The sequence below is a fragment of the Pseudomonas sp. SBT1-2 genome, from assembly GCF_028640875.1.
Taxonomy (GTDB): domain Bacteria; phylum Pseudomonadota; class Gammaproteobacteria; order Pseudomonadales; family Pseudomonadaceae; genus Aquipseudomonas; species Aquipseudomonas chlororaphis_I.
Map to the genome: position 1 here is coordinate 36,817 of NZ_JAQZAA010000119.1, position 18,344 is coordinate 55,160.

General features: G+C 64.7%; 18 protein-coding genes. 13 read left to right on the forward strand and 5 right to left on the reverse strand.

Annotation, left to right across the window (positions count from 1 at the left end):
- Positions 1–3: 3 nt before the first annotated feature.
- The 5 genes from PVZ78_RS31130 (at position 4) to PVZ78_RS31150 (ending at position 5,360) form a co-directional block, all read left to right on the forward strand.
- Positions 4–1,359 (forward strand): M16 family metallopeptidase, encoded by a 1,356-nt coding sequence (locus tag PVZ78_RS31130; RefSeq protein ID WP_009051328.1) that lies wholly within the window; start codon positions 4–6, stop codon positions 1,357–1,359.
- On the forward strand, positions 1,352–2,842 hold the full coding sequence (locus tag PVZ78_RS31135; RefSeq protein WP_009051329.1) for a M16 family metallopeptidase: 1,491 nt from the start codon (positions 1,352–1,354) through the stop codon (positions 2,840–2,842). The genes PVZ78_RS31130 and PVZ78_RS31135 overlap by 8 nt, the downstream gene beginning before the upstream one ends.
- A complete protein-coding gene (gene rsmD / locus PVZ78_RS31140) occupies positions 2,842–3,462 on the forward strand; it encodes a 16S rRNA (guanine(966)-N(2))-methyltransferase RsmD (RefSeq protein WP_103331443.1) in 621 nt (206 codons plus the stop codon). Before PVZ78_RS31135 ends, rsmD begins: the two co-directional genes overlap by 1 nt.
- 63 nt (positions 3,463–3,525) lie before the next feature.
- Positions 3,526–4,530, forward strand: a complete 1,005-nt coding sequence (locus PVZ78_RS31145; RefSeq protein ID WP_009051330.1) for a hydrolase — start codon at positions 3,526–3,528, stop codon at positions 4,528–4,530.
- The gene (locus tag PVZ78_RS31150; protein WP_110175765.1) at positions 4,527–5,360 is read left to right on the forward strand and encodes an AraC family transcriptional regulator; all 834 of its coding nucleotides are present in this window, start codon (positions 4,527–4,529) and stop codon (positions 5,358–5,360) included. The genes PVZ78_RS31145 and PVZ78_RS31150 overlap by 4 nt, the downstream gene beginning before the upstream one ends.
- Positions 5,361–5,482: 122 nt before the next feature.
- Here PVZ78_RS31150 and PVZ78_RS31155 read toward each other — a convergent pair whose 3' ends face one another.
- Both PVZ78_RS31155 and PVZ78_RS31160 read right to left on the reverse strand, forming a co-directional pair.
- Complete coding sequence (locus tag PVZ78_RS31155) at positions 5,483–6,337, reverse strand: sulfurtransferase (protein ID WP_273829780.1); 855 nt, start codon at positions 6,335–6,337, stop codon at positions 5,483–5,485.
- A 39-nt stretch (positions 6,338–6,376) separates the two neighbouring features.
- Positions 6,377–7,048: a TetR/AcrR family transcriptional regulator gene (locus tag PVZ78_RS31160; RefSeq protein ID WP_038575050.1), complete on the reverse strand. Its 672-nt coding sequence runs from the start codon at positions 7,046–7,048 to the stop codon at positions 6,377–6,379.
- Positions 7,049–7,193: 145 nt separating this feature from the next.
- Here PVZ78_RS31160 and PVZ78_RS31165 point away from each other — a divergent pair, with 145 nt between their 5' ends.
- From PVZ78_RS31165 to PVZ78_RS31185, 5 genes are all read left to right on the forward strand, one after another.
- Positions 7,194–8,624, forward strand: a complete 1,431-nt coding sequence (locus PVZ78_RS31165; RefSeq protein ID WP_028683542.1) for a coniferyl aldehyde dehydrogenase — start codon at positions 7,194–7,196, stop codon at positions 8,622–8,624.
- Between the two features lie 27 nt (positions 8,625–8,651).
- Positions 8,652–9,197 carry a twin-arginine translocation pathway signal protein gene (locus tag PVZ78_RS31170; protein ID WP_273829781.1) on the forward strand — a complete coding sequence of 182 codons (546 nt, stop codon included), beginning with the start codon at positions 8,652–8,654 and terminating at the stop codon, positions 9,195–9,197.
- 113 nt (positions 9,198–9,310) lie between these two features.
- Positions 9,311–10,906 (forward strand): GMC family oxidoreductase, encoded by a 1,596-nt coding sequence (locus PVZ78_RS31175; RefSeq protein WP_273829782.1) that lies wholly within the window; start codon positions 9,311–9,313, stop codon positions 10,904–10,906.
- Positions 10,907–11,021: 115 nt separating this feature from the next.
- The gene (coaD, locus tag PVZ78_RS31180; RefSeq protein WP_003229157.1) at positions 11,022–11,501 is read left to right on the forward strand and encodes a pantetheine-phosphate adenylyltransferase; all 480 of its coding nucleotides are present in this window, start codon (positions 11,022–11,024) and stop codon (positions 11,499–11,501) included.
- Positions 11,502–11,659: 158 nt separating this feature from the next.
- Positions 11,660–11,911 carry a YfhL family 4Fe-4S dicluster ferredoxin gene (locus PVZ78_RS31185; protein ID WP_007921257.1) on the forward strand — a complete coding sequence of 84 codons (252 nt, stop codon included), beginning with the start codon at positions 11,660–11,662 and terminating at the stop codon, positions 11,909–11,911.
- Between the two features lie 106 nt (positions 11,912–12,017).
- On the opposite strand, the gene mutM is transcribed toward PVZ78_RS31185, so the two are convergent.
- Together mutM and PVZ78_RS31195 are read right to left on the reverse strand one after the other, a co-directional pair.
- Positions 12,018–12,830 (reverse strand): bifunctional DNA-formamidopyrimidine glycosylase/DNA-(apurinic or apyrimidinic site) lyase, encoded by an 813-nt coding sequence (gene mutM, locus PVZ78_RS31190; protein ID WP_007921258.1) that lies wholly within the window; start codon positions 12,828–12,830, stop codon positions 12,018–12,020.
- A gap of 34 nt (positions 12,831–12,864) precedes the next feature.
- Positions 12,865–13,677 carry an HDOD domain-containing protein gene (locus PVZ78_RS31195; protein ID WP_164485217.1) on the reverse strand — a complete coding sequence of 271 codons (813 nt, stop codon included), beginning with the start codon at positions 13,675–13,677 and terminating at the stop codon, positions 12,865–12,867.
- A 264-nt stretch (positions 13,678–13,941) separates the two neighbouring features.
- Here PVZ78_RS31195 and PVZ78_RS31200 point away from each other — a divergent pair, with 264 nt between their 5' ends.
- Entirely contained in the window at positions 13,942–15,138 is a 1,197-nt protein-coding gene (locus tag PVZ78_RS31200) for a class I SAM-dependent rRNA methyltransferase (protein WP_007921262.1), read from the forward strand.
- Between the two features lie 81 nt (positions 15,139–15,219).
- Here PVZ78_RS31200 and PVZ78_RS31205 read toward each other — a convergent pair whose 3' ends face one another.
- Positions 15,220–15,783 (reverse strand): hypothetical protein, encoded by a 564-nt coding sequence (locus PVZ78_RS31205; protein WP_051423567.1) that lies wholly within the window; start codon positions 15,781–15,783, stop codon positions 15,220–15,222.
- Between the two features lie 311 nt (positions 15,784–16,094).
- On the opposite strand from PVZ78_RS31205, the gene ilvD reads away from it, so the two are divergent.
- Positions 16,095–17,936 (forward strand): dihydroxy-acid dehydratase, encoded by a 1,842-nt coding sequence (gene ilvD / locus PVZ78_RS31210; RefSeq protein ID WP_038636062.1) that lies wholly within the window; start codon positions 16,095–16,097, stop codon positions 17,934–17,936.
- A 145-nt stretch (positions 17,937–18,081) separates the two neighbouring features.
- On the forward strand, positions 18,082–18,344 hold a 263-nt coding region (locus PVZ78_RS31215), incomplete at its 3' end, for a transposase family protein (RefSeq protein WP_273828319.1).

An 18,344-nucleotide genomic window follows, 5' to 3' on the forward strand; every position in this document is an offset into this window, starting at 1 on the left:
CGAATGAATGCTCTAGCCCGCCGCGCCGCAGGCCTGCTGCTCAGTACGGTTTGTCTGCCCCTTTCAGCCTTGGCTGCCGATCCACAACCCACCCACGAATTCAGCCTCGACAACGGCCTCAAGGTCGTGGTCCGGGAAGACCATCGGGCTCCGGTCGTGGTCTCCCAGGTCTGGTACAAAGTCGGCTCCAGCTACGAAACCCCGGGCCAGACCGGTTTGTCCCACGCCCTGGAACACATGATGTTCAAGGGCAGCGAAAAGGTCGGCCCCGGCGAAGCCTCGCTGATCCTGCGCGACCTGGGCGCCGAAGAGAACGCCTTCACCAGCGACGACTTCACCGCCTATTACCAGGTGCTGGCCCGTGACCGCCTGGGCGTGGCCTTCGAGCTGGAAGCCGATCGCATGGCCAGCCTGCGCCTGCCGCCGGACGAGTTCAGCCGCGAAATCGAAGTGATCAAGGAAGAGCGCCGCCTGCGCACCGACGACAAGCCGATGTCCAAGGCCTTCGAACGCTTCAAGGCGATGGCCTACCCGGCCAGCGGCTACCACACGCCGACCATCGGCTGGATGGCCGACCTCAACCGGATGAAGGTCGAGGAGCTGCGCCACTGGTACGAGTCCTGGTACGTGCCGAACAACGCCACCCTGGTGGTGGTCGGCGACGTCACCCCGGACGAAGTCAAAACCCTGGCCCAACGTTATTTCGGCGCGATTCCCAAGCGCGCCGTGCCCGCAGCGAAGATTCCCCTGGAACTGGCCGAGCCCGGCGAGCGGCAGATCACCCTGCGGGTGAAGACCCAGCTGCCGAGCGTGATGCTGGCCTTCAACGTGCCGAGCATCGCCACCGCCGAAGACAAGCATTCGGTGCATGCCCTGCGCCTGATCGCCGCGCTGCTCGACGGCGGCTACAGCGCCCGCATCCCGACCCGCCTGGAGCGCGGCGAAGAGCTGGTGTCCGGCGGTTCGTCGAGCTTCGACGCCTACACCCGCGGTGACAGCCTGTTCCTGCTTTCGGCCATGCCCAACAGCCAGAAGAAGAAAACCATCGCCCAGGCCGAAGCCGGGTTGTGGCGTTTGCTCGAAGAGCTGAAAACCACCCCGCCGACCGCCGAAGAGCTGGAGCGCGTGCGCGCCCAGGTGATCGCCGGTCTGGTCTACGAGCGTGACTCCATCACCAGCCAGGCCACCGCCATCGGCCAGCTGGAAACCGTCGGCCTGTCCTGGAAGCTCATGGACACCGAACTCGCCGAACTGCAAAGCGTGACCCCTGAAGACATCCAGAAGGCCGCTCGTACCTATTTCACTCGCGAACGCCTGAGCGTTGCCCACGTATTGCCTGAGGAGTCCGCTCATGAGTAAGCGCAAAAGCGCCAGCCCGGTCCTGCTCGGCCTGGCACTCGTGGCCCTGATCATCGCTGCCGGCCTTTATCTGCTGCGGGCGAACGAATCCAACGCCAGCCAGGCGCTGGACAAGGCCAAGAGCAGCCAGAAGCTGCAATCCCTGGCCGAGCTCGACGGCAAGGCCCCAAGCCGCCGCAGCCTCGACATCAAGACCTGGAGCACCGCCGAAGGCGCCAAGGTGCTGTTCGTCGAAGCCCATGAGCTGCCGATGTTCGACATGCGCCTGACCTTTGCCGCCGGCAGCAGCCAGGACGGCGACGCGCCAGGCCTGGCGATGCTGACCAACGCCATGCTCAACGAAGGCGTGGCCGGCAAGGATGTCGGCGCGATCGCCGAAGGTTTCGAAGGCCTGGGTGCCGACTTCGGCAACGGTGCCTACAAGGACATGGCCATCGCCTCCCTGCGCAGCCTGAGCGCACCGGACAAGCGCACGCCGGCCCTGCAACTGTTCGCCGATGTCGTCGGCAAGCCGACCTTCCCGGCCGACTCCCTGGCGCGCATCAAGAACCAGATGCTTGCCGGTTTCGAATACCAGAAGCAGAACCCCGGCAAGCTGGCGAGCCTGGAACTGATGAACCGCCTGTACGGCAGCCATCCGTATGCCCATTCCAGCGACGGCACCGCGCAGAGCGTACCGCCGATCAGCCTGGCCCAGCTGCGGGCGTTCCACGCCAAGGCCTATGCCGCCGGCAACGTGGTGATCGCCCTGGTGGGCGACCTGTCGCGCAGCGACGCCGAGGCGATTGCCGCACAGATCTCCTCTGCCCTGCCCAAAGGCCCGGCGCTGGCGAAAATCCCGCAACCGACCGAGCCGCAGGCCAGCGTCGGCCATATCGAATACCCGTCCAGCCAGACCAGCCTGCTGCTGGCGCAACTGGGCATCGATCGTGACGACCCGGATTACGCCGCGCTGTCCCTGGGCAACCAGATCCTTGGCGGCGGCGGTTTTGGCACCCGGCTGATGAGCGAAGTGCGCGAGAAGCGCGGCCTGACCTACGGCGTTTATTCCGGCTTCAGCCCGATGCAGGCCCGTGGCCCGTTCATGATCAACCTGCAGACCCGCGCCGAAATGAGCGAGGGCACCCTCAAGCTGGTGCAGGACGTGCTCGCCGACTACCTCAAGACCGGCCCGACCCAGAAGGAACTCGACGACGCCAAGCGCGAGCTGGCCGGCAGCTTCCCGCTGTCCACCGCCAGCAACGCCGACATCGTCGGCCAACTGGGCGCCATCGGCTTCTACAACCTGCCGCTGAGCTATCTTGAAGACTTCATGCAGCAGTCCCAGAGCCTGACCGTGGAGCAGGTCCGGGACGTACTGAACAAGCACCTGAGCGCGGACAAGATGGTCGTCGTCACCGCCGGTCCGACCGTGCCGCAAAAGCCGTTGCCGGCCCCTACTGACAAACCCGCCGAGCAGCCGCTCGGGGTTCCGGAGCACTAATGGCCAGCCCATCGCGTCCCAGCAAGAAACCCGTCCACAACCAGCACAACGGTGTGGGCCAACTGCGCATCATCGGCGGCGAGTGGCGCAGCCGTCGCCTGAGCTTCCCCGATGTGCCGGGCCTGCGCCCGACTCCGGACCGGGTGCGCGAAACCCTGTTCAACTGGCTGGCGCCTTATGTCGCCGGGGCCAAGGTGCTCGACCTGTTCGCCGGCAGCGGCGCGCTGTTTCTCGAAGCCCTGTCCCGTGGCGCCGCCATGGGCCAGGCGCTGGATGCCAGCAACCTGGCCGTGTCGCGCCTGCGCGAGCACCTGGGCACCCTGCGCTGCACCGTTGGCCAGGTGCAGACCGCCGACGCCCTGCGTTATCTGGAAACCCAGCCGGCCAGCCGTTTCGACCTGGTGTTCCTCGACCCGCCGTTCCATCAGAACCTGCTGCCGGCCGCCTGCGCCCTGCTGGAAGAACGCGACTGGCTGGCCGACGACGCCTGGGTCTATACCGAAAGTGAAACCGCGCCGTCGACCCTCGGCCTCCCGGCGAACTGGCGCCTGCACCGCGAGCAGAAATCCGGGCAGGTGTACTACGCCTTGTGGCAACGTATGGCAGGGATCGCCGGTTAAACCACTGGCCTGAAAAGGTGCGCAGCCCCGCCGGGGACGCGCACCGCTGCTACGAGAATCACCGTGCCTACTCCGTCAGATCGCTTCATTCCCGCCTTCGGCCTCGGCAACCCGCACCTGCAAACCCTGTGGGGCCCGCTGTGGCGCAAGACCACTCACCTCGACCGCCAGCGCGAACGCCTGTGGCTCGACGACGGCGACTTTCTCGATCTCGACTGGCACGGCCCGCACACCGCCACCGCGCCCCTGGTGCTGGTGCTGCACGGCCTGACCGGTTCTTCCAATTCGCCTTACGTGGCCGGCCTGCAAAAGGCCCTGGCGAACCAGGGCTGGGCCAGCGCGGCGCTGAACTGGCGCGGCTGCTCGGGCGAGCCGAACCTGCTGCCGCGCAGCTACCACTCGGGCGCCAGCGAAGACCTGGCCGCCGCCATCGACCACCTGCGCAGCAAGCGCCCGCTGGCCCCGCTGTTCGCGGTGGGCTACTCGCTGGGCGGCAATGTATTGCTCAAGCACCTGGGGGAAAGCGGCAGCGCCAGCCAGCTGCAAGGCGCCGTCGCGGTATCGGTGCCGTTTCGCCTGGACCAGTGCGCCGACCGTATCGGCCAGGGCTTTTCCAAGGTCTACCAGGCGCATTTCATGCGCGAGATGCTTGCCTACATCAAGGACAAGCAGCGCCAGTTCCAGCACGACGGGCGCCATGAGGGCCTGGCCGTGCTGGAGCGGCTCGGGCCGCTGGAAAAGCTGCGCACCTTCTGGGACTTCGACGGCCGGGTCACCGCGCCGCTGAATGGCTTTGCCGATGCCCAGGATTATTACCGGCGTGCCTCCAGCCGCTATTTCCTCGGGGAAATCCGCACACCAACCCTGATCATCCAGGCCGCGGACGATCCTTTCGTATTCCCCCACAGCCTGCCGGAAGCCCGCGAGCTGTCCGGCAGCACCCACTTCGAGCTGCAGGCCAAGGGTGGGCACGTCGGCTTTGTCGAGGGTTCGGTGAAGACGCCGGGTTATTACCTGGAACGGCGCATTCCCCAGTGGCTGTCCGGCCTGGGGCGTGAACCGCGATGAACAGCGGCCAGGGCGAATCGATCCGTTTCTGGCAAACCGCGCCCCTGGCCGGCGTGGAGTTGCTGGCCGCGCGTTATATCGAGCATCGCTTCGTGCCCCATGTGCATGACGGCTATGTGATCGGCATGATCATGGACGGCGCCCAGCGCTACCGTTATCGCGGCGCCGAGCACCTGGCGGGGCGCGGCACCCTGGTGCTGATCAACCCGGACGAGTTGCACACCGGCCACAAAGGCACCGAGGACGGCTGGCTGTACCGGGCGTTTTATCCGGACAACGCGCAAATCCTCGCCATGCTGGGCGAGCTGGAATTGCCCACCGACAGCCTGCCGGCCTTCGGCGCCACGCTGTATCGCGACCCCGATCTGGTCAGCGGCTTCTGCCAGTTGCATCAATTACTGGAAAGCCCGGCCACCGCCCTGCAACAACAGACCCTGTGGCGGGAAATGATGCTCTTGCTGCTGCGGCGTCACGCCGGGGTCAGGGCGCCGGGCAAACCCGGGCGGGAACACCGGGCGATCGTCCAGGCCAAGGAGTTGCTGCAAGCGCAACTGGCCGCCCCGCCGTCCCTGGAAGAACTGGCCGCGGCGGTCAATCTCTCGCCGTTTCATTTCGCCCGGGTATTCCGTCGCGCCACCGGCATGCCGCCGCACACCTGGCTGATGCAACAGCGCATCGCCCAGGCCCGGGCATTGCTGCGCGACGGTTGCCTGCCGCTGGAGGTGGCGACGCAATTGGGGTTCGCCGACCAGAGCCATCTGAGCCGGCAGTTCAAGCAGGTCTATGGCGTGGGGCCGGCGGCCTATCGCAGCGCCCGCCAGTTTCTCTGAAACAGCACCTGTCCCCTGTAGGAGCGAAGCTTGCTCGCGAAAAATGTCTCAGGCGACGCGGTCCAGCAGAAACAACGCAGCGCCTGGATCGCGAGCCAGCTTCGCTCCTACGGTAAGGGGATTCAGTCGCCCGTGGCGACCGCGCGCTGCGGATCGGTGATCCATTCGCTCCAGGAGCCGGCATACAACTTGCCCAGGGGATAACCGGCCAGGCACAGGGCGAACAGGTTGTGACAGGCGGTCACGCCCGAGCCGCAGTACGCCACCAGTTCGGTCGGCGCACGCTCGCCCAGCTTCGCGGCAAAACGCTTCTTGAGCTGATCGGCCGGCAGGAAACGGCCGTCGCTGTCCAGGTTGTCGGTGAACGCCGCACATTGCGCGCCGGGGATATGCCCGGCCACCGGGTCGATCGGCTCCACCTCGCCGCGAAAGCGTGGCTGGACGCGGGCGTCGAGCAGGGTCAGGGTCGGCTGGCCGAGGCGTTTTTGCAGCTGCTCGGCACTCAGCAGCAGGGTTTTGTCGGGCTGGCCCGTGAAATGGCCGAGAACATTGGTCGGCGGATCCAGGCTCAACGGCAGGCCCGCGGCGTGCCAGGCTTTCAAGCCGCCATCGAGAATGAACACACCGTCGCGCTTGCCCAGCCAGGCCAACAGCCACCAGGCGCGGGCGGCATAGGCACCGGGGCCGTCGTCGTAGAGCACGATGTCGCTGTCGGCGTCGATGCCCCAGGCTTGCAGGCGCGCGATCAGCGTCGCCGGTTCGGGCAGCGGATGACGCCCGGTCACGCCCTTGACCACCCGCCCACTGAGATCACGCTCCAGGTCGGCAAAATGCGCGCCGGCCAGATGCCCGCTGGCATAACTGCGCTGGCCGTAATCTGGGTCTTCCAGGGCAAAACGACAATCGAGAATCACCAGCCCGGGCTGCTCCAGGCGAGCGGCCAATTGCTGTGGACTGATCAGTTGCGCGATGGGCATGACGGGCTCCAGTAATTGAACGATGACTTGATCCAGATCCTACTGCACTTCTTCCAGGGCTTGCGCCAGGGGCACGTAAAACTCGTCGTATAGCGCATCGACCGCCTCCCGGGCGTGGTCGGTGACAAATCCGGCCTCCAGCACCAGCACCTGGTACACACCGCGCTTGATGGCTTCTTCGCTCAGGTGCGCGGAGTTTTCCCGGGTGGTGCACAAAAAACGCACCCAGGAAGTGAGGATGATCCAGGCATTGAGGGTCAGGGACTCGATCTGCACCTTGTCCATCCGCAGGATGCCGGCCTCGACGAAACCTTCGTAGATCGCCGTGCCGTGGATCAGGCAGCGCTGGGAGAAACGCCGGTAACGGGCGGCCAGTTCGGCATCGCTGTCGAGCAGGTGTTCCAGGTCGCGGTGCAGGAAGCGATAGCGCCACATGGCGGCCAGCAACTCCTGCAGGTAATAGCGCTTGTCTTCCACGGTCACGCTGCGGCCCTGGGGCAGGCGCAGGAAGCTGTCGACCAGGGCTTCGTACTCGCAGAACAGCACGGCGATGATCGCCTGCTTGTTGGGGAAGTGGTAATACAGGTTGCCCGGCGAAATCTCCATGTGGGCGGCAATGTGATTGGTGCTGACACTGCGTTCGCCTTGCTGGTTGAACAGCTCCAGGCTGTTCTGGACGATACGTTCGCGGGTTTTTATGCGTGGGGCCATGAGCGTGGGCTTTAATCGAGAAGGCATTGCCCGGCATCTTACGACCTATCCCCGATGGGATAAATCAAAGCTGGCCCGGGATCTCATTTGACATTTTAGAGTATAAACTCTAAAAATCTCCCACCCACAAAAACCGGAGCCGCCCATGTCTGCCGAAATCGCCTACTTGCCGGAAGCCCACCAGCAGCTGGATGAGCTCCACCGTCTGTTCGCTGTCCAGCGCCAGGCCTTCGCGGCCAACCCCATGCCACCGGCCGCCCAGCGCCAGCAATGGCTCAAGAGCCTGCGCGACCTGCTCGACAGCGAACGCCAGGCCCTGATCGAGGCCATCAGCGAAGACTTCAGCCATCGCAGCGCCGACGAAACCCTGCTCGCCGAAATCATGCCCAGCCTGCAGGGTATCCACTACGCCAGCAAACACCTCAAGGGCTGGATGAAACCTTCGCGGCGCAAAGTCGGCGTGGCCTTCCAGCCGGCCTCGGCCAAGGTCGTCTACCAGCCATTGGGCGTGGTCGGGGTGATCGTGCCGTGGAACTACCCGCTGTTCCTGGCCATCGGCCCGCTGGTCGGCGCGCTCGCCGCCGGCAACCGGGTATTGCTCAAGCTCAGCGAATCGACCCCCGCCACCGGCCTGCTGCTCAAGCGCCTGCTGGCCAAGGCGTTCCCCGAGGACCTGGTCGCCGTGGTGCTGGGCGAAGCCGACGTGGGCGTGGCCTTCTCCCGGCTGCCTTTCGATCACCTGCTGTTCACCGGCGCCACCAGCGTCGGCAAGCACGTGATGCGCGCCGCGGCGGAAAACCTGACCCCGGTGACCCTGGAGCTGGGCGGCAAGTCCCCGGCCATCGTTTCCGACGACGTGCCGCTCAAGGACGCCGCCGAACGCATCGCCTTCGGCAAGACCATGAACGCCGGCCAGACCTGCGTCGCCCCGGACTACGTGCTGGTCCCGGAACACCGCGTCGGCGCCTTCGTCGACGCCTATCGCCAGGTGGTCCGGGGCTTCTTCCCGACCCTGGTCGACAACCCCGACTACACGGCGATCATCAACCCGCGGCAACTGGCGCGCCTGAACAGCTACATCAGCGACGCCACCAGCAAGGGCGCGCTGCTGATCCCGCTGTTCGAGGAGAACCAGGAGCGGCGCATGGGCCACAGCCTGATGCTCAATGTCAGCGACGACATGACGGTGATGCAGGACGAGATCTTCGGCCCGATCCTGCCGATCGTGCCCTACACCGGCCTGGACCAGGCCTTCGCCTATATCAACCAGCGCCCTCGCCCCCTGGCGCTCTACTACTTCGGCTACGACAAAGCCGAGCAGGAGCGGGTACTCAACGAAACCCACTCGGGTGGGGTCTGCCTCAACGACACCCTGCTGCACGTCGCCCAGGACGACATGCCGTTCGGCGGCATCGGCCACTCGGGCATGGGCCATTACCACGGTCACGAGGGTTTCCTGACCTTCAGCAAAGCCAAGGGTGTACTGAGCAAGCAGCGCCTGAATGCCGCGCGACTGATCTACCCGCCTTATGGCAAACCGATCCAGAAGCTGATCCAGAAGCTGTTCATCCGCTAACCAGACCATTGCCGGGTAATAACAATAATGACTCCCAGCCTGCCTGCAGCACCCGTACTGTCGCGCCGTGGCCTGTTGAAAATCGGCCTGTGCGCCAGCGCGTTCCTGACCACCGCCGGCCTCGGCGCCAGCCTCAGCGGCTGCTCGTCCGGCACCGCGGCCAGCGGCTTTGCCGCATTGCGCAGCAGTGACCTGCCGGTGCTGCGGGCGCTGATCCCGGTCATGCTCGACGGCGCCGTGGCTGCCGAGAAGCTGCCGGCGGCGCTCGACGCCACCCTGAACAGCCTGGATCACAGCCTCGACCACTTGTCGCCGGAGATGCTCAAGCTCACCCGCCAGCTGTTCGACGTGCTGGGCATGGGCATCACCCGCGGCCCCCTGACCGGCATCTGGGGCAGTTGGGAAAACGCCAGCGCCGAAGACATCCGGCACTTCCTCGAACGCTGGGAAAACAGCTCCCTCAGCCTGCTGCGCATGGGCCACGCGTCCCTGCTGCAACTGGTGATGATGGCCTGGTACAGCCGCCCCGAATCCTGGGCCCATTGCGGTTATCCCGGGCCGCCCAGGATCTGACACCCGTAGCCGCTGCCGCAGGCTGCAATAAGCCCCGCAGGGGCTTGCTTTGCAGCCGATCGCAGTCTGCGGCAGCAGCTACAGAAATACAGAACAACTAGAGAACGCCTGATATGCCCGTACCCGATCTGTTTCGCGAAGGCCTGGCCCGAGGCTGGAAAACCTACAACGGCTCGCAATTGCAGGAGGACCTGACCCTCGAAGCGGATGTCGCCATCATCGGCAGCGGCGCGGGCGGCGGCACCAGCGCCGAGATCCTCAGCGCCGCCGGCTACAAGGTGCTGCTGATCGAAGAAGGGCCGCTCAAGACCAGCGACGACTTCAAGATGCTCGAGGACCAGGCCTACGCCAGCCTCTATCAGGAAGGCATCGGCCGCATGAGCAAGGATGGCGCCATCACCATCCTGCAAGGCCGCGCGGTCGGTGGCACCACCCTGATCAACTGGACCTCCAGCTTCCGTACCCCCGAGCCGACCCTGGAGCACTGGGCCAAGGAGCACGGCGTCAAGGGCCACAGCCCGGCCGAGATGGCGCCCTGGTTCGAAAAAATGGAGCAGCGCCTGGGGGTCGCTCCGTGGATCATGCCGCCCAACGCCAACAACGACGTGATCAGGATCGGCTGCGAGAAGCTCGGCTACAGCTGGCACGTGATCCCGCGCAACGTGCGCGGCTGCTGGAACCTTGGCTATTGCGGCATGGGCTGCCCGACCAACGCCAAGCAGTCGATGATGGTCACCACCATTCCCGCGACCCTGGAGAAAGGCGGCGAGCTGCTGTACCTGGCCCGCGCCGAGCGCTTGCAGATCAAGGGCGACCAGGTCGAAAGCCTGCTCTGCCTGGCCATGGACGAGCGCTGCGTGGCGCCCACCGGGCGCACCATCAAGGTCAAGGCCCGGCACTACGTGCTGGCCGGTGGCGGCATCAACAGCCCGGCCCTGCTGCTGCGCTCCGACGCGGCCGATCCGCACAAACGCCTGGGCAAACGCACCTTCCTGCACCTGGTGAACTTCTCCGCCGGGCAGTTCGACCAGGTGATCAACCCGTTCTACGGTGCGCCGCAGTCGATCTACTCCGATCATTTCCAGTGGCAGGACGGCGCCACTGGCAAGATGTCCTACAAGCTCGAGGTGCCACCGCTGCAACCGGCGCTGGCCGCCACCCTGCTCGGCGGTTTCGGCCCGCAAAGCGCGCTGAACATGCAGCAGTTGCCCCACACCCACGCCATGCTCGCGCTGCTGCGCGACGGTTTTCACCCGGACAGCAGCGGCGGCAGCGTGGAACTGCGCGGCGACGGTTCGCCGGTGCTCGACTATCAGGTCTCGGACTACGCCTGGGACGGCGTGCGCCGGGCCTTCCACAGCATGGCGGAGATCCAGTTCGCCGGCGGCGCCAAGGCGGTCATGCCGATGCACAGCGATGCCCGCTACGTGAAGACCCTGGCCGAGGCCAGGACCCTGATCGACGGCCTGAACCTTGCGCTGTACCGCACCCGCCTGGGCAGCGCCCATGTGATGGGCGGTTGCGCCATGGGCGAAGACCCGAAAAACGCCGTCGCCGACAGCCTGGGCCGCCATCACCAACTGGCCAATCTGTCGATCCACGACGGTTCGCTGTTCCCCACCAGCATCGGTGCCAACCCGCAATTGTCGGTCTACGGCCTGACCGCGCAACTGGCCACGGCCCTGGCCGAACGGCTGAAAAGCAGGTGAAAACGCCGCTTATTTTCGTCGTCTATAGTGCTTTCTTCCGTTACAGGCGACTTGGCCGACCGGAAAGGCTGCGATACCATCCGACTCCCCAACGGACTCCCGCCAGGACGACGCGATGAACCGAGTGTTGTACCCAGGTACCTTCGACCCTATTACCAAGGGCCATGGCGATCTGGTCGAACGCGCCTCGCGCCTGTTCGATCATGTGATCATCGCCGTCGCCGCCAGCCCGAAGAAAAACCCGCTTTTTCCCCTGGAACAGCGTGTGGAACTGGCTCGCGAGGTCACCAAGCATCTGCCGAACGTTGAAGTCGTCGGTTTTTCCACGCTGCTCGCGCATTTCGCCAAGGAGCAGAACGCCAATGTCTTCCTGCGGGGGCTGCGGGCGGTTTCGGACTTCGAATACGAATTCCAGCTGGCCAACATGAACCGCCAACTGGCGCCGGACGTGGAAAGCCTGTTCCTCACGCCGTCTGAACGTTATTCGTTCATTTCCTCGACCCTGGTCCGGGAAATCGCGGCATTGGGCGGCGATATCAGCAAGTTCGTGCATCCGGCCGTGGCCGACGCCCTGACCCTGCGCTTCAAGAAATAACCCCCGCGGGAGCTGGCGCAGCCTGCGCCAGCTCCCGCGCAGTCGACCTGCAAACGCCCCTCCCATCGAGCCCCGCGTGCACTGCGCTCGCCAATGCGGCACAATTGCGCCATTGGTTTTTCAAATGCCTGGGCCCGCCGCCCTGGCCGGAGTGCCCCATGTCCCTGATCATCACCGACGATTGCATCAACTGCGACGTCTGCGAACCCGAGTGCCCGAACGCCGCGATTTCCCAAGGCGAAGAGATCTACGTGATCGACCCGAACCTGTGCACCCAATGTGTCGGCCACTATGACGAGCCGCAATGCCAGCAGGTCTGCCCGGTGGATTGCATCCCGCTGGACGAGGCCCACCCGGAGACCGAAGAAGAGTTGATGGCCAAGTACCGGAAGATCACCGGCAAGGCTTGAGAAATTTAGCGCCTGGCTGGACGCCTTCGCGGGCAAGTCGGATCGCCGCCCGCTCGCCCCTACAGGGTTTTGCTTCTGTAGGAGCGAGGCTTGCCCGCGATGCTTTTCAGCTCTGGCATTTAGGGCAGAACACGCTCGCACGCTGCCCCAGCTTGATCTCGCGCAGCCCCGTGCCACAGACCTTGCAGTGTTCCCCGCCACGCCCGTAGACGAACAGTTCCTGCTGGAAATAGCCCGGCTGCCCGTCGCCGCCGATAAAGTCGCGCAGGGTGGTGCCGCCGCGCTCGATGGCCGCGGCCAGGATACGTTTGATCTCGATCGCCAGCTTCAGGTAGCGCGCCCGGGAAATCCCCTTGGCTTCGCGACGCGGGTCGATGCCGGCGGCGAACAGCGCTTCGGTCGCGTAGATATTGCCCACCCCCACCACCACCGCGTTGTCCATGATGAACGGCTTGACCGCCATCGAACGTCCCCGCGACAGCTGATACAGGCGCTCGCCGTCGAACAGGTCGGTCAGCGGCTCCGGCCCCAGGCGGATCAGCAGCTCGTGATTGAGCGGATCGAGGCTCCAGAGCATCGCGCCAAAGCGCCGCGGGTCGGTGTAGCGCAGGGCCAGGCCGGACTCCAGCTCGATATCCACATGCTCGTGCTTGGCCGCCGGCAGGCCGACCTCTACCAGGCGCAAGTTGCCCGACATGCCCAGGTGACTGATCAGGGTGCCGACTTCGGCATTGATCAGCAGGTACTTGGCGCGGCGCTCGACCTTGACGATCTGCTGGCCGGACAGGCGCACATCGAGGTCCTCCGGAATCGGCCAGCGCAGACGCCGCTCGCGCACGATCACGCGGCTGACGCGCTGCCCTTCCAGGTGCGGCGCGATACCGCGCCGGGTGGTTTCGACTTCCGGTAATTCAGGCATGTGCGCCTCGTGTTCTCTATAACGTGGTCGGGAATCAGTGCGCGCCCAGTTCGCGCACGGTTTCCTTGAGGTTCTCGAAGTCATAGTCGGACAGGCCGACGTAATCGAGGATCAGATGGCCGATGCTGTTCCATTCATGATCATCGACCTGATTGCCCAGCACCCGGTAGGACGCGCAGATATGCTCGGCCATTTTCAGGATCGCCAGCAGGTTCTTCAGCTGGCTGTTGCGCGAAGACTCGTCGCTGAAGATCGCCAGGGCGTTGTGGTGATTGGCGATGGCGTTGGTCACATGCTCCGGCAGGCGCCAGGACTTGGCCGTGTAGTAACCGACCACCGCGTGGTTGGTATTGAACACACGGTTTTCCGTGTCCACCACCCGGTTCTCGGGGCCCGCGCTGGCGTAGGCCTCTTCCAGCACCGTCATGTAGTCGGGGAAGCGCTTGAGCATCAGCGGCACGCCGCAATCGTGGAACAGCCCCAGGGCATAGGCTTCGTCGACCGCTTGCGAGCCGGTGCGCTTGGCCAGGGTCAGGCAGGTCATCGCCACATCCTGGGCGGTGTCCCAGAAGCGGTTGAGGGTGACGATGGTTTCGTCGCTCATCTCGCCCTTGATCGACTGCGCGTTGATCAGGTTGATGATCGAACGGCTACCCAACAGGTTCACCGCGCGCTGGATCGAGGCGATCTTGTTGCTCAGCCCGTAATACGGCGAGTTGACGATTTTCAGCAGGGCGCCGGAAAGGCCCGGGTCCTGGGAGATCAGCCGCGCGATCACTTCCAGGTCAGGGTCGGGCATGTACTGCTCCATCTGCAAATCCACCATGATTTGCGGTTGGGGCGGCACGCTGATGCCTTGCAGGGCCTGTTGAATCTGTTCGGCGGAAAGCTCTTGGGACATAGATACGCACTCTGGACTAGGCGGCGATTCTAACCCTTTAAAAGGCGCCCATGGCCACCCGACAGGAACTTTACAACGGGCGCCTCGGGGCAACGCCGGGCCAGGCGCGGGATATCCATGGCGGGTCTGCCCTGTCACCGCATATCCACTCGCCAGCCTCTCGGCGAGCGCAACACGTTATACTCCCGCTCTTTTTTCCGGAGCGACGTCATGTCCCTGCCAAGCCTGCGCCTCAAAGCCAACGCCGATCGCCGCCTGCGCGCCGGCCACCTGTGGGTCTACAGCAACGAAATCGATGTAGCCGCCACCCCACTCCACGGCTTCAAGGCAGGCGACCAGGCAGTGCTGGAAGCCGCCGGCGGCAAGCCGCTGGGCGTCGTCGCCATGAGCCCGAACAACCTGATCTGCGCCCGCCTGCTGTCGCGCGACGCCAAGCTGGCGCTGGACAAGTCGCTGCTGGTGCACCGCCTGAACGTGGCCCTGTCGCTGCGCGAGCGCCTGTTCGACAAGCCGTTCTACCGCCTGGTCTACGGCGATTCCGACCTGTTGCCGGGCCTGGTGGTCGACCGCTTCGGCGACATCCTCGTGGTGCAGCTGGCGTCAGCGACCATGGAACAGCACAAGGACGACGTGATCGCCGCCCTGGTCCAGGTGCTCAAGCCCAGCGGCATCCTGTTCAAGAACGACTCCGCCGCGCGTGACGCCGAAGGCCTCAACCGTTACGTGGAAACCGTGTTCGGCCTGGTGCCGGAGTGGGTCGCCCTGGAAGAGAACGGCGTGAAGTTCGAGGCCCCGGTGATGGAAGGCCAGAAAACCGGCTGGTTCTACGACCACCGTATGAACCGCGCCCGCCTGGCGCCTTATGCCAAGGGCAAGCGCGTGCTGGACCTGTTCAGCTACATCGGCGGCTGGGGCGTGCAGGCCGGTGCCTTCGGTGCCAGCGAAGTGTTCTGTGTCGATGCCTCGGGCTTCGCCCTCGATGGCGTTGAACGCAACGCCGCCCTGAACGGCATCGCCGAGAAAGTCACCTGCATCGAAGGCGACGTATTCGAGGCCCTGAAAGAACTCAAGGCCGCCGAAGAGCGTTTCGACGTGATCGTGGCCGACCCGCCCGCCTTCATCAAACGCAAGAAAGACCTGAAGAACGGCGAAGGCGCCTACCGCCGCCTGAACGAACAGGCCATGCGCCTGCTCAGCAAGGACGGCATCCTGGTCAGCGCTTCGTGCTCGATGCACCTGCCGGAAGACGACCTGCAGAACATTCTGCTCACCAGCGCCCGCCACCTGGACCGCAATATCCAGCTGCTGGAACGCGGCGGCCAGGGCCCGGACCACCCGGTGCACCCGGCCATCCCGGAAACCCGCTACATCAAGAGCATCACCTGCCGCCTGCTGCCTAACAGCTGAGCCTGACTGGACGCCCCTTGCCCCACGCGGCAAGGGGCGCCCAAACCGATTGCCCCCACCACCTCACCCAAGCCTCAGCGCTCAAGCGACCTGTGCCCGACGGCGCGCGCGCCATAAAGAGCCGAGGAACATGGCACCGGAGAATGCGAGGGTCGGCGCGGCAAAAAACGCCAGGGACAGCAACCCGCTCTTGAAGGGGTCGAGGTGACGGTGCTGAATCCATAGCTTGAACAGCCACTGCGCCAGCCAGGGCATTGGCAGAGCCAGCAGCACCCAGGCGCCGTTGCCGAGCAGCCGTCGCCACAGATGGTCACGCCCCAGCAGCAGCGTGGCACCGAGCAGGGTCATCAGCAGCAGGCCGGCTGTCACGCCGCCCCCCACGCCAAGGCTGAAGGGCAGACCACTGCAGGCCCACACCAGCCCCACCGCACCCAACGCCACCAGCAGCATCGCGATCCAGGTCCGCGGCTGGCGTCGCTGCTCGGCCAGCAGTTGCAGCAGCCCACCGCCCATCAACAGGGCAGCCGCCAGCGCGGCCATGGCGACACCGGACAAGCCGCTGTAAAGGACGGTCCACATCAGCAGCAGGCCCTGCCCCAGGCCAACAAAAAAGTAGAACCTCAAGGATCGCAGCGTCGCGGACATTCCAGCTCCATTTGGAAGGTGATCGAAGGCCGGCGAGTCTAAACCAGTCCCTGATCGTCGGCTGCCCATTTCCATATCCAGGCAATCGACGCCGTAGAGCGGCCACGGCATTCCTTCCTGGCGCCAGCGGTGTAGAATCGCGAGATTCATCGCCAGTCATCCCCCGGCGGGTTTATGAGCTCAGGCTGAGGCGCGCGGCGATCCCGCGGCGTCATCGGCAGCTTCAGGACACACGGCCATTTCTGAGTGTTCCAGAGGTCAATAGAAGCTCACTCCCCATTTGTTACCTGATTAGCCGCCCGGAGTGCTCCATGCCTGATTACCGCTCGAAAACATCCACCCACGGCCGCAACATGGCCGGCGCCCGCGCACTGTGGCGTGCCACGGGGATGAAAGATGACGACTTCAAGAAGCCGATCATCGCCATTGCCAACTCCTTCACCCAGTTCGTACCGGGCCACGTGCACCTCAAGGACCTGGGCCAGCTGGTCGCCCGCGAAATCGAACGCGCCGGCGGCGTGGCCAAGGAATTCAACACCATCGCCGTGGATGACGGCATCGCCATGGGTCACGACGGCATGCTGTATTCGCTGCCGAGCCGCGAGATCATCGCCGACTCCGTGGAATACATGGTCAACGCCCACTGCGCCGACGCCATCGTCTGCATCTCCAACTGCGACAAGATCACCCCCGGCATGCTGATGGCCGCCCTGCGCCTGAACATCCCGGTGATCTTCGTCTCCGGCGGCCCGATGGAAGCCGGCAAGACCAAGCTCGCCTCCCACGGCCTCGACCTGGTCGACGCCATGGTGATCGCCGCCGACTCCAGCGCTTCTGACGAGAAGGTTGCCGAGTACGAGCGCAGCGCCTGCCCGACCTGCGGTTCGTGCTCCGGCATGTTCACCGCCAACTCGATGAACTGCCTGACCGAAGCCCTGGGCCTGGCCCTGCCGGGCAACGGTTCGACCCTGGCCACCCACAGCGACCGCGAGCAGCTGTTCCTGCAGGCCGGCCGCACCATCGTCGAGCTGTGCAAGCGCTACTACGGCGAGAACGACGAGTCGGTGCTGCCGCGCAACATCGCCAACTTCAAGGCGTTCGAGAACGCCATGATGCTTGACATCGCCATGGGCGGTTCGACCAACACCATCCTGCACCTGCTGGCCGCCGCCCAGGAAGCCGAGATCGATTTCGACCTGCGCGACATCGACCGCCTGTCCCGCAGCGTGCCGCAGCTGTGCAAGGTGGCGCCGAACATCCAGAAGTACCACATGGAAGACGTGCACCGCGCCGGCGGCATCTTCAGCATCCTCGGTTCCCTGGCCCGTGGCGGCCTGCTGCACACCGACCTGCCGACCGTGCACAGCCGCAGCATGGAAGAAGCCATCGCCAAGTGGGACATCACCCAGACCAACGACGAAGCGGTGCACCACTTCTTCAAGGCAGGCCCGGCCGGCATCCCGACCCAGACCGCGTTCAGCCAGTCGACCCGCTGGCCGAGCCTCGACGACGACCGTGAACACGGCTGCATTCGCAGCGTCGAGCACGCCTACTCGAAAGAAGGCGGCCTGGCCGTGCTGTACGGCAACATCGCCCTGGACGGCTGCGTGGTGAAGACCGCCGGCGTCGACGAGTCGATCCACGTCTTCGAAGGCAACGCGAAGATCTTCGAAAGCCAGGACAGCGCGGTGCGCGGCATCCTCGCCGACGAAGTGAAAGAAGGCGACATCGTCATCATTCGCTACGAAGGTCCGAAAGGCGGTCCGGGCATGCAGGAAATGCTCTACCCGACCTCCTACCTGAAGTCCAAGGGCCTGGGCAAAGCCTGCGCCCTGCTGACCGACGGCCGCTTCTCCGGCGGCACCTCGGGCCTGTCCATCGGCCACGCTTCGCCGGAAGCCGCCGCGGGCGGCGCCATCGGCCTGGTCCAGGACGGCGACAAGGTGCTGATCGACATTCCGAACCGCTCGATCAATCTGTTGGTCAGCGACGAAGAACTGGCCGCGCGCCGTGTCGAGCAGGACAAGAAAGGCTGGAAGCCAGCGGAAAAACGCCCACGCAAGGTGACCACCGCCCTGAAAGCCTACGCCCTGCTGGCCACCAGCGCCGACAAGGGCGCGGTGCGCAACAAGGCACTGCTCGACGGCCTGTGATTGCCAGCCGCTGAATGAAAATGCCCCGCCAAGCGCGGGGCATTTTTTTGGTTCTTCACGGAATTCCGGGAAACACAGAAACAAGAACGCCGATTTGATTGATGATGTTCGTGCGAGCAAACACATCTAAAAAACCGGCGTTCTTATGCACGATATTAATACTTTCCTTCCTTTTTGGGAGGGCTTTTCTGTCGTCACGATCAAGCCTGATGGCGATGCCCTACAGATCGATCTGACGCCCCACACCACCCGATTCCCTTCCTGTGGTGGATGCCAAAAGCCCTGTTCAACCACTCACGAGTATTGCGAGCGAGTCGTTCGTGATTTGCCCATTCTCGGCCGTGCAGTGCGCCTCAGCGTTTTGCTCAGACGTGTTGGCTGTCGTGACTGCGGCAAACGCATGGAGAC